Origin of the sequence: Rosettibacter primus (genome assembly GCF_036860675.1) — a bacterium.
Lineage (GTDB): Bacteria > Bacteroidota > Ignavibacteria > Ignavibacteriales > Melioribacteraceae > Rosettibacter > Rosettibacter primus.
Map to the genome: position 1 here is coordinate 1 of NZ_JAYKGK010000009.1, position 13,338 is coordinate 13,338.

7 protein-coding genes are annotated in these 13,338 nt (G+C 31.6%); all 7 read right to left on the minus strand.

What is annotated here, in order from left to right:
- Nucleotides 1–378 precede the first annotated feature (378 nt).
- Entirely contained in the window at nt 379–1,047 is a 669-nt protein-coding gene (locus tag VJY32_RS11120) for a cobalamin B12-binding domain-containing protein (RefSeq protein WP_353677988.1), read from the minus strand.
- Nucleotides 1,048–1,079: 32 nt separating this feature from the next.
- A complete protein-coding gene (locus VJY32_RS11125; RefSeq protein WP_353677989.1) occupies nt 1,080–4,328 on the minus strand; it encodes an endo-1,4-beta-xylanase in 3,249 nt (1,082 codons plus the stop codon).
- Between the two features lies 1 nt (nt 4,329).
- A complete protein-coding gene (locus VJY32_RS11130; protein ID WP_353677990.1) occupies nt 4,330–6,036 on the minus strand; it encodes a glycoside hydrolase family 43 protein in 1,707 nt (568 codons plus the stop codon).
- 543 nt (nt 6,037–6,579) lie between these two features.
- A complete protein-coding gene (locus VJY32_RS11135; protein ID WP_353677991.1) occupies nt 6,580–9,471 on the minus strand; it encodes a glycosyl hydrolase 115 family protein in 2,892 nt (963 codons plus the stop codon).
- Nucleotides 9,472–9,482: 11 nt separating this feature from the next.
- On the minus strand, nt 9,483–10,763 hold the full coding sequence (locus VJY32_RS11140; protein WP_353677992.1) for a family 8 glycosyl hydrolase: 1,281 nt from the start codon (nt 10,761–10,763) through the stop codon (nt 9,483–9,485).
- A 95-nt stretch (nt 10,764–10,858) separates the two neighbouring features.
- Entirely contained in the window at nt 10,859–11,719 is an 861-nt protein-coding gene (locus tag VJY32_RS11145; RefSeq protein WP_353677993.1) for a T9SS type A sorting domain-containing protein, read from the minus strand.
- Between the two features lie 39 nt (nt 11,720–11,758).
- Nucleotides 11,759–13,150: an MFS transporter gene (locus VJY32_RS11150; RefSeq protein WP_353677994.1), complete on the minus strand. Its 1,392-nt coding sequence runs from the start codon at nt 13,148–13,150 to the stop codon at nt 11,759–11,761.
- Between the last annotated feature and the right edge of the window lie 188 nt (nt 13,151–13,338).

Below are 13,338 nucleotides of genomic sequence, written 5' to 3' on the forward strand. Positions count from 1 at the left end.
ATCGCTTCGCTCCATTCAGAATGACTGTATTTTTCTTTCATGTCATTCTGAGGAGACCGCCAAATGGTAAACGACGAAGAATCTAAAATGATTTCATAATTTCAAAGAACCTTATTTGCTTTTTTCTTTATTTAATCATTACATGAACTCTCCCAATAATCCCTCTCTTAGAAAGAGAGGCACTTGTAAATTTAATTTCCCCCTTCTCTTCTTAAGAGCAGATCAACAAATTCCGTCCGATTTTGACGAAGAACGAGGTTGAGTTATCTAATTTTAATAAGAACTTTTTTAACAAAGAATTTTTTTTCATTATCAAAATAAAAGATTCTTCTACGCCAGCAACCGGTCAAAATGACTGAATAAACTTATCTTTTCATTTCAATTAACTTTCAAACTTTCAAGAAATTCCACAGCGCTTTGAGGATTTGGACCGTAAGCATCGGCTCCCATTTTTTCTGCTGCTTCTTCTGTAAGTGGTGCTCCTCCTACAATTATTTTTACATCTGGGAAATGTTCTTTTATTTCTTTCACAGTAATTGCCATATTCTGCATTGTCGTTGTAAGTAATGCACTTAAACCTACTACACTACTTGGATTTTGTTTTATTACATCTAAAAATTTATTTGGCTTTACATCAACCCCCAAATCAATTACTTCATAACCATTGCCTTCTACAACCATACTTACAAGATTTTTACCTATGTCGTGCAAATCACCTGCAACTGTTCCAATTATAAATTTTCCTTTTTTTTCAACAATACCTTTTTGAAAATATGGTTTGAGGTGGTTCATTACTGCTTGCATTGCTTTCGCAGCCATTAATAACTCAGGCACAAAAACTTCATTACGACTGAACTTATCACCAATTCTTTTCATTCCTTCGTTACATGCATTAAGAATATCATTCGGTTGTAAACCAGCTTCAAGTGCTTTTATAGTCAATTCATCTGCTCCTTCCTGTCCTCTTAAATCCGGAGGGTATGGAGAAGCTAAATTAACTTTTCCCCTTTCAATGCAAATTGTAATTCGATTAATTAATTCTTCCATATTAAGTTACCATATTTATTTTATGAAAAATTTTATTTCATTAACATCATTTTTTTTACTTGCACAAAATTACCACATTGTAATTTGTAGAAATAAACTCCACTTGAATATTTTGAAGCATCAAATTTAACTTCGTAAGTTCCTGGAGATTTAACTTCATCAATTAATGTTTCAATTTCGTTTCCAAGGACATCAAAAATTCTCAATATTGTTTTGTTAATTCCTGATGAATTAGGAATTGTAAATTTTATTATTGTCACAGGATTAAATGGATTTGGATAGTTCTGACTCAAATAAAAATTATCTTGAATTACATGATTTTCTGCAACATCTGTAATAGTACTAAACTTACCGACACTAAAAATTCCTAATTTATCAATACCACCTCTTTTAATTGTAAAAGGTTGTCTTGTTAATTCTTTTTCATAAGCTCCACTGCCTGCTTCAGTTGTATCTATAAGATTAAAAATATATGCATTTGCATTTCTATCCTGTCTAAATTGTGCATCTTCAAGTGTAATTATCCAGCCAAATTTAAGTGAATAATTTCCGCCACCGGCAACAGCCTCATTAATGAACCACTTAGCTAAAACTCTTCCTCCCGCTGCTGCTGGAATTTTATCATCTTCTACGCGCACACCAATTAAATCTTTAGTCCCTTTATTTTCAATCCACACTGGTGCATACGAAGTGACAGTACCAACAGGGAATAAAACTTCTGAATTTCCAGCTGATATCCTTAGTTCACCACTGCCATCAGTGATAACATATCTGGAAGTTCCCCCGCTTATTGCTTCAGCTACTTCAAGATTGTTATTCCCTAATTTTAATTTACCTTGCAGTTCTAATTTACCTTCAATTTTTCTTGATGCATGTAGAGTTACACCTGGATTTAAATTTGTAATTAAAATATTCTTTGGACCATTAACTTCGGGGAATTCTTCATCTCTTGTAATTTGTGCTGTGCTTCCAGTGTATTTTAATGTTGCATCTTTACTATAAATTAATTGATTACCTCCGAGAAGCAATTGCCCTTTTTTGATTTCAAGTGAATTGTTCACCTTAATTGTCTTTGATAATGTTAAACCAAGATTATTATCTATTATTAATGAACTTACAGAATCTGGAATTGAATTGCCCGTTATTTGAGCATTGCTGCCATTAAAAATATAACTTGCTTCAGGACTTAAAATTTTTTCACCATTAACATTAATTGAACCATCAAGACCCAAATTATGAGCTGTTTGCAAAGCAGCTCCTTTATTCAAAATGAAGTCACCCTCGCCTTTTAACTCACTTGTGCCAATATTCAAAATAACACTGCTGTCTACTTCAACTGATAACCCACCAGTTGCATATTGAACATTTTCAAGAATTAATGATTGAATTCCATTTTGTCTGGAGAATTCTATTTTCCCTTTATAATAATTTCCTACGACGGCATTTTTAATTGATACATTCCCTTGATTAATTTTCCAGGTAGTTCCAAAATATTGTTGATTGTTTTGTGAATAATAAATTTGCCCTTCCGGGTCAAATGAATCAACAATTATTGTAGTCTTTTCTGCAGGATTAATAAAAAATTTTCCACCAGTAACATTAAGATTTCCGTTAAGTTCTATAATAACACTCGAAATATCTATGATTGGAATTTGTGCAGCTAATTCTCCACCACTTTGATTCAAATCTCCTAAAATTTTTACGTTGATAATATTGTTGAGAACATTTATAGGGTTACTTAATAATAATCTGCCGCTTCCCGTACTAATTACATTTACATTTCCACCGATTATATTTCCATTCCAACCTAATGAAATTGATTTTGTTTGTTCTTGACAATTCCATATAAGATGATAAAAATTTTGATTAGCATTTTTTGGTGGTGTAACTTTTATGCTATCAAATTCAATAATTGAACCAGAAGCCCACAAAGCAAAAGGAACTTCACCTCCATCCTGATTATGATAATATTTACTTCCATCCTGAAAACTAATTGTTGCAGAAGAATCTTTAATAATTGTCCCATAATTTTCAATAATTCCATTAACAGACAAATCAACTCCATAACCATCTTTTATTTTCAATTCTGCACCTTTTGTAATAATTAGTTTTCCCCCCTGTGCAATTGACATCTGGTCAACAGTGTCTTTAGTATTTAATGTAATAGTATGACCATTTTGAATAATAATTAAATCACCTGTTGCATCTGGAGATTTTGTTGCAGGTTTAATCCATGTTGTTCCATCATATTCTTCCCAAATATTTAAGTCATTCCAGTTTCCACTATTAACAGTTCTAAAACTATTTTTTGATGTAAGATATTGACGTAACCATTTCATAGCTGGTCTTTCAGTTCCATCTGATTTTATCAAAAAGCATGTCTTTTGCCAGATTTGTCCTTCTATATATCCCCAGAAAGTAATTCCCTTAACAGCAGGGTGTTCCCAGAGAATTGGAAAAATTTTTTGATAAAGTTCAAGTTGTTTAGCATCATCAGGATTGCCAGAATCACCAAGATTTCCAAGATCAAATTCAGAAATATAAATTGGCAATCCAGTGGCTGCTAATCTATCGAGATTGTTTTTTAATGTATTAATTGAAGTACTTTCTAATTCAAATCGATGACCCTGAATCCCAATTCCATCAATTAAATTTCTCTCTTTCAGTAGATTTATAATGTTGAGTAATTGAGTAGTATTGTAGCTATCATTAATTATGTTATAATCATTCAATATTAATTTTGCTTTTGGGATATATTTTCTTGCCCATTCAAAAGCTTGAATAACCCAATCCCAGCCTGTTTTGCCTGAACCACCCAGTGCATCTTTGTAAGGTGCAGGTGCATGATTTGGTAATGGTTCGTTTACAACATCAACCATATCAATGTCTGGATATCTTTCACCCACAAGCCGTATCCACTCTTCAACTTCTTCTCGCTGTTCTTCAAGACTTAATGTTGTAATCCAATTGGGGTATTGTTGTCCCCATACTAAAGTATGAAATTTGAATGGATAACCTCTTTGTTTAGCATAATAATAAATTTCATCAACACGGCTCCAATTATAATAATCACGGACTGATTCAACAGAAGCCCATTTAGTATTATTCTCAGGTGTAATTTGATTCCAGTAATCATCAAATTTCAGTGGAACACCAGAAAATCCAAAAACATTTCCTAAAAATTTTTCTTTTCCAAAAGCCAAGGGTTGAGCAACTAAGTTTATGTTTATAATAAATATTATAAAAATAAAAAGTAAGCTTATAATTTTTTTCCAGTTCATTTTACTCTCCTTTCTTTAACTTCAATAAACTATAAACATCATCATTGCCTTTGTATTCAAACCAATCGAAGTATGCATATGCATTACTGATATTACCATGTGAAGAGCCATAAAGACCAAATACTGCTCCAACAAAACCACCTGCTACTTTTGTACTCAAGAATGTTCCATCAACATTTTCTTTTAATAGTGTAAGATTATTTTTATTAAATCCATAATAAAAAGAATAATCCTTACCCTTCGCTTCTATTTGAAGTATAAGTTCTTTATTCATCTCTTTTTTAGTTAAAAATTTTTCCTCTAACAATTCCAAATCTTCTGTGTTTGTAGATTTAAAAAGTTGAACAACAGGTAAACCATTCTTAATAGATTTACATAAAAAGTAAAAATGATTTTCATTCTGAAAAATTATGATACCAGCTTTTTCATATTCTGCTTGAGGCAAAAAATTTAATTTAATTGTTGCAGAACAATTTTGATGCTGTTGTCGATGGCCAATGAAACTTGGATTTGACTTACCTGCGCAGGTTTCAGGTCTTAGTTTAATTCTCAATTTTCCATTTTTCAATTCAAACCATTTTTCTAATGGTGTTCTTAAAAAAATCCAATCTTTTGATAATTCTTTAGTATTAAAATCATCATGAATTGTAAAATTCCCACCATATTTTCTAATAGCAAATTTTTTATTGGGTTTAAGAGGATACGGATAAAAATATTGCACTTCTTCAAAATCAGGATTAATAACAGGCCAGCCGTCAATCCATTTTACTGGAGCTAAAAATGTTTCTCGTCCTGTATTGTAATAATTTTCTTCATAAGGTGGATAAGGTCGGCACCCTAAAAATACAGCCCACCAATCACCATTTTGTGTTTCAACAAAATCTGCATGTCCAGTTGATGTAATCGGAAAATTTCTTTTGGGATTTAAATGCCGCTGAGTAAGTATTGGATTATTTTTATATGATTCATATGGACCAAAAACATTTTTGCTTCTGAATACAACTTCTGAATGTTGTTCTGCGGTTCCGCCTTCTGCACAAATCAAAAAGTAATAACCATCTTTCTTAACAATGTGAGGTCCTTCAATCCAGATTGGTTTCTTTGAAATATCAGTACCACCATTAATGAGAATTTTTTCTTCACCTTTAACTTTGAGATTTTCTATATCAAATTCATAAATTCGAATGGTTCGATGACCATCATAAAGAGGTTTGTTATCTGGAGCTACACTGTTATAAATTATGTAAGCTTTTCCATCATCATCAAAAAATAATGAAGGGTCGATGCCATTTATTTCAGGAATCCATACGGGATTTGACCACGGACCTTTTGGGTCTTTTGCAGTTACCACAAAATTTCCACCAGCATCAACAAGCGTGCATGTAACATAAAATATTCCATTATGGTAACTAATTGCTGGAGCAAATATACCACGCGAGACCCCTAATCCATTAAAATTTGCTTGTTCAACTCTATCAATTACATGACCAATTAATTTCCAGTTTACTAAATCTTTACTTTGAAAAATTGGGATGCCAGGAAAATAAGCAAATGTAGAATTAACCAGATAGTAATCATTACCTACTCTGCAAATGCTTGGGTCGGGATAAAATCCTGCAAGTATAGGATTTGCAAATTGTAATTTCTCTTGAGCAAAAGAGAAATTAACAAATAATAAAATGTAAATTGGTAAAAAAAGCTTTTTCATGATTTATTCCATTAATTTCATCAGAAAAAATTATAAATTATTTTCACTCTCATTGACTAAAAGATTCTTACTCAGCTATGACGGATTCATAATTACTGAGTTTATCTTTTCCTGCATTTCATTCTGAGTCCGCCATTTGGTGGAAGAAGAATCTAAAAAACCCATATTTTCAAAGAGCTTTACTTATTTTTCTTTATTTTATCTCTTTTACGAATTCACCCTAAATCCCTCTCTTAAAAGAGAGGGACGTTAACTTCTCCTTTTATTCCAAAATAAAAGTTCAGGTGGAGTGTTATCTTATTTTGATAAAAGCATTTTGCTTACAAAAGTATTTTATTCACCATCAAAATTCTTATAGAGATTCTTCCCCGCCTTTGCCGGGGTCAGAATGACAATTTTACTTTTTCTGTCATTCTGAAGAGTCCCACCGATAGGTGGACGACGAAGAATCTAAAATGAATTCATAATTTCAAAGAGCTTTATTTGCTTTTTTCTTTATTTAATCATTATAACGAAATCACCCTGCAGTTCTTTTTTAGAATATTATTTCTTTAGAACTAATTTCCCATTAAAACTTTCTGGAGGACCTAAGTAACTATTTTTTACTCCACCAGCATCAATTACAATTTTTTGAATTACAATTCCAGGGTCAATCATCCAAATCTTCAAAACATGATTCCCGGAATATTTAATATTATGAGTTGAAGTTTGTATGTTAATATTATCTGCAACCCATTTATTCCAGACGGGGTCACGATTTAAATCAGGAGGATTTGGATTCGACGTCATATTAAAAATTTGTGGTGACTCATCATCAAAAGACACGGCATAACGAATACCTTCTGGATTATGTGTAAAATTCATTGTGGGAGAAAAATATAAACTAACTTTTATTTCACCACTCGAAAAAAGGTAAACATTATACTCTAAGTGTGGACTATCATTACTCAATTTTTGTGAAAGTGAAGTTACAGGGAATACAGTAACTGCTGATGATGTTCTCCCCAGGTTAGGAATAACAACCCAATTAACATTATTCGAATTTACTGCTTTAGAAAAATTTTCTGCTTCAATTGAAATATAATTATTGCTTTCTATGAAAAGATGTTCTTTTGCTACTTTTGGTTCTGCAGGATTATTAACCACTAAATTTATTATTACTTTTTTACCTGTTCCTTCAACAAAAATTTTTGATAAGTTTTTCCCTTTAGGTGCTTTATTCCAATCAACAGAAATCCAGATTCTTTTTTCTGTGTTAATTATGCCATATGCTTTATCTATTTTTAAGTATTTGTCTTTGGCTTTTATAGAATATTTAAATGGAACTTTCCCTTTATTGAAAATTTCCAGATAATATGATTGTTTATTAAAAACATCAAACTCAGGTAAATTAGCTTCATCATTATTTGAAGGATACCAATTTTCTGAACCTTCTACTGCAACACCCATCTCTGCAATATCTAACAAATTAATTCTCTTTACCTCCGGCATTATATTTTTATCCGGCTGCTGCCAATAAGTATAGCCAATATGAGTCTGCGACATCATGTGATTCCATTTACCATTTCCGAGACTATGATATTTAACAGTAATTAAAGAATCTTTTTCAAATAATTTTTCAGCATAATCTGCTAAACTATTTGTTAAAGCTCTTCCTTGCTTTGCATACAATCTATTTTTTGCAACAACATAATAAAGTTCATTCAAATTAGCACAGGCTTCAACAGGATGCAAAACAAGTTGATAGTAAGCATCTTTATATTCTGAAGGAATTTGGTTGTTGATTCTTTTTGCTTTTTCTAATAAATCATTATAATCATTAACAACATTTTCAAATTCTCGATAATTAACAAGGCTATAAGTATCAGGTGAAAGTAATTCAGGCTTACGTCGTGAATTATATTTTGTGTATTTGTTTAGAATCTCACCAATCTCTTTAGAATATTTTTTGCCAAATTGTTTTTCAGCCCAATTTTGAGAGTACTCGGGTAATTTTTCTAAAGGTATTAAATCTGGATTCCAGGCATAATCAAGGAAAAAGCTAATTGGAAATTCCATTGGTTTAATGTCACCAACATTTACAACCCAGATTTGTCTTGCACCATATTCATACGCTAAATGCATTTGTTCCCATACTCTTTCAATTTGATTTGTGTTGAGCCATTTATAATTTCTTGGACCGCCGACATAATCATAATGGTAATAAATTCCATATCCACCTTTACGTGGTTTTTCATTTAACGCAGGAAGTTTACGAATATTACCCCAGTTATCATCACAAAGAAGTAAAGTTACATCATCAGGAACTTTCATTCCTTTTTCATAATAATCCTGAACTTCTTTATACAAAGCCCAAACCTGTGGAATTTCTTCTGCTTTTTTTCCTGTTACTTCTTCAAGAATTTTTCTCTGGTCTCTCACAATTCTTTCAAGCAAAGCAATGTTAGATTCTTCACTCATTGGTTCATCACCATCGCCGCGCATACCAATTGTAACAATGCTTTCATAAGAGCCCATTCTACGAATTCCTTCACGCCAGAATTCTCTTAATACGCTATCATTCTTTTCATAATTCCATGGACCTTTGCCAAATTTAGACCATTCAACATGTGCCCGCATCATTGGTTCGTGATGTGATGTACTGATAACAATACCATATTCATCAGCCAATTTTGGATTGAGTGTATCATCAACAAAAAATGATTTGCCCCACATTGCTGGCCAGAGAAAATTTCCTTTAAGGCGAAGTATTAATTCAAAAACTTTTTCATAAAATTTACTATTGAACCCTCCAAATTTTTCATAAGCCCAGCCTGTAAGTGCAGGTGCCTCGTCATTAATAAATATTCCACGATATTTTATTTTCGGTTCACCAAGTGTAAAAATTCCAGGTTTGATATAAATTTCTTTTTTCTTTTTTACTGGAACATCAGCCCACCAATACCAGGGTGAAACACCAATTTTTTCTGACAAATCATATAAACCAAATATTGTTCCTCTTTTGTCACTTCCGACAATTACTAAAATTTTTTTAACATTTAATGAAGAACCCTCTACTACCTGAATATTAAATTTTTCCCACTTACCTTTTAATTCATCCACATTAATAATTTTTTCTTCAATAAGTTTATCTATTAAAGGGCTTTTACCAAGTGTTCCAACAATTATAATTTCTTTATCATTTATAATATCATCATTAATTAATTGAGGTTTTGCACCTGTTACTTTTTCAATATCATTTTGAAGATGTTTTATTACTTTTATAACACCAGGATAATCTTTCGAGCTATAAATTATTGGAGCCGATTTCCCATATGCAGAAAGTGTAAAATAATCTTTGTCTTTTTTTGTTGATACATAATTATCAATCTGTGCAAATAGATATGAATTGTAAATCAAAAATGAAATAATTATTAAATAAATTTTTGGCTTCATAATTATTCCCTTTATTCACAAAAATTTTTATAAATTCCATCAGGCAAGTAAATCTTAAAATTGCCGCTGACTTGAAGTAAAGCGAGCATATAAAGCATCCCATCATAATATCTTCCGCGTCCACTTGGAACGGGAAGGTTCCATAATTCTTCTACGAAATCTTTACGAATATCATCTGTTGATGACAAAGCCGCAACTGCATTCATAGCAATTAAACCTGGACTTCTTTCTTTAGAAAGAGGCTTGCCATCGAGAGTATAAAGATTCGGATAATCTTTAATTCCAAGAGAATAGAAAAATTTTAATAGTCGATTTGATTGTTCAATTGCCCATTCATCTTTTTTGAACCAGATATAATCAACAGCAATATTCATTGCAACACGCCAGGCATCATATTGAAAATTATTGTGACCTCCATTCCAAGGGTCAATAGGTGTTCCATCAAAATTTGCATAATCTGGTGCTAATCCAGTTTTAGGGTTAACAGTCTTTTTCCAAAATTCCCTGCTCACTTTAGCAGCATCACACCAGAAATGATTATTTGTATTACTTAAGGTAGCCCAGATTTCATAAAAGTGCGGAAGATGATATGAAGGGTCAGTAAAATCATCAGCTTCTCCTGCAGGTACAAAAACAACTTGTTTTTCTTTTTTATTAAACATATTGGTCACAACATTTCTCTTATCTGAAGAATCAGCTTTTGAGAGCATTGCATCCAAAATTTTTTGAGCTTCATTTTTATAATTGAAAATTCCTTCACCATCGCCCCATCTTGCAGATGCAAAAAGTAAAGCAGTAACAAACCATTCTTCACCATCTGATGCAGAATTTGAATCAAGCTTTTCTCCATTATCTTTACAGTGCCAGGCAAAATAATTTTCTCTTTGTCCAGATTTATGCTGCATATAAGTTTTTGCCCATTTCCACAATCTATCAAATTCTTCTTTCTTGTTTAATTGAACGGCAATCATCATTCCATATGACATTCCTTCTGTTCGAACATCGTCATTCCAGATATCTTTTATATAAGCCATATCAGAACCAACAGGATAATAAACTCGTTCAGTATTGTCATCTCCATAAAATAATTTTTGGAAAGCATTATCAATTTTTAATTTAACCTCGTCTTCTTTTTTGCTTAGCAATTCAACAAATAAGTTAGGATAATATTTTGAATAAAATGCTCCTTTTGATTTACTCTGCTTATCTGGATTAATAAACTCATTTGAAAAAATTTTACAATGTGTTAATGAAAGGAATATTAAACTCAAAATGAAAATTTTTAATTTCATTATTACCTCAGAGAATTTTATAAACAAGAATGGGGAACTTGAAAATGGAGGCACCATTCATTAAAACCAAGTTCCCCACATCTGGATTAAGAGACTTATTTCATGAGAATTAACTTTTTCACACTAATAAAATCATTTGCTTCTAATTTATAATAATAAATTCCTGAAGTTAAATTTGATGCATCAAGTTTTATTTTATGGTTGCCAGCATCAAAAATACCAGAAGCAATTTCTTTAACTTTTCTTCCAAGAATATCATAGAGAGATAAACGTACTTTTCCGCTAACTGGCAATGCAAATTCAATTGTAGTTATTGGATTAAATGGATTGGGATAATTTTGATATAGATTGTAAGTCAGCGGTTTTTGATTTTCATTTTCTACATCAACAGTTACTTCTGTAATCTTCAAATCATCGAAGTAATATATAATTGGGAGGTATATACTATTCATACTTTCACTCAAATGAATTGGGGCTCTTCCTTCTGTTACTCCAGCTGGAGTAGTAAATTCAAATGTTACTTGCTGCCATTCTGTTGTCATAACTACCTGATGAGCTCTTCCCCATTCTCTATAAGTAACTGGTTCTCCAACAGTGAAATTAACAACCGGTCCTAATTTATCCGCCTTTGCCATTATAGAATATTTATATTTTGTATTTGGTTTTACTGTAAATGGTTCATTTACAACCTGAATATCCCAGGCATTTGAACCGAGTGCATCGATAATAACCTTTAATGCTTTTATTCCATCATAAACTGGATTATCTACAATTTCAAAATATGCTTTGCCGTTTCCACCGACAAGTAAACTCCAACCAGCTGCATCTGTATCTACTACTGGACCATATGTTGCTTCTTCAAAGCTACCATTAGGATTTATTGGTTGTGCAATGAATCCACTGATAGGTACAAAAAGCAAAAAAACACTGATAATTAAATGTAATTTATACTTCATAATTTTACCTCCCAAATTAATAAAGTATAATTAGTCAATTTAATTTGCTCTTCTTGCAGCAAGTTCAACTTCAATTTTTTCCATCATTTTATTATTCAGAGGATATAAAATCATCAATAAGCCACCAATCAAACCAGCAATAGCTGGATAGATACTCATTAGTAATTTAATTCCGTTTATGGTTTCTAATGTTTGTTCTTGATTAGCAACAAATCCATAATAAGCTAATAGCCAACCTACAATTGCACCGCCGAGAGTAAGACCAAGTTTTAACGAGAAAAGAGATGCAGCCATTAACAAACCTGTTGCTCTTCTTCCATTTTTCCATTCAGAAAAATCTGCAGTATCTGTATACATTGCCCATTGAAGAACAGAAACAGGACCTAAAGCAAATGAGATGAAAAGATTTAATAGATAAGTTATCAAAACATCCTGCGGTTTCAGTATATAAAATAATGCACAAAATATCGAGCTTAATATTAATGCACCTGCATAAGTATTCTTTTTATCAAATTTTTTAGCAAGCCATTTGGTTAGAATTGCTCCTATAATTGTAACAATTGTTCCTGAGAGCATAAATGAAGAGGCTAAAACATCAAAAGAAACTTCTCCTTTCCAGAATAGAATGTTTAACTGTTGATCTTTTACATAATATTTGAAATAATACATAATTGATGAATTACGAACCACAACATATAATAACTGAAATACTGTTGCCCCTGCAATTAATAACCATGGTTTATTATGAATTAAATCTTTTATATCCTGCTTAAAATTACTTTTTTGTTCTTTAGGAGGATAAACTCGTTCCTTAGTTGTCAAAAATGTAATTAAAAATAAAATAACAGCCAGAACCGAAAGACAACCCATAGCCCATTGCCAGCCAAGTGCTTCATTTCCCTTGCCAAAATATTTTACTAAAGACATTGTAGAAGCCTGAACAATCAATCCACCAACAAATGCAGCTACAAATCTGAATGATGAAATTTCTGTTCTTTCAAGAGAATTAGGCGTAATAACTCCCATAAGAGCAGAATAAGGGACATTAATTGCAGTGTATGCCATCATTAATAAATTATAAGTAACATAAGCATAAATTAATTTACCGGTTACATCAAAGTTTGGTGTTGTAAATGTAAGAACTCCCATAATTCCAAAGGGAATTGATACCCAAATCAGGTAAGGTCTAAATTTGCCCCATCTTGTATTTGTCCTGTCTGCAATAGTCCCCATAATCGGGTCATTAACAGTATCCCAAATTCTGGTAATTAAAAACATTGTCCCAACAGTTGCAGCTGGAAGTCCAAATACATCAGTATAAAAGTACATTAAGAAAAGCATGAATGTCTGGAAATACAAATTGGAAGCAGTATCTCCAAGGCTGTAACCAATTTTTTCTTTTAATGAAAGTTTTTCTTGAGTTGTTTGCACTTTTAACCTCAGTAATTGTTAAGAGTTTTTTATTTATAAAAAGATTTTATTGCTGTCAATAAAATTAAAATAGATTAAAACAAATCTTTATTCTTAATTATTATTATACTCAAGAATATTAAAGTACTTTTCTTTTTATCAGTTCAACATTTATTGAACCGATTAAATATAAGAAACATTTTTTTTAA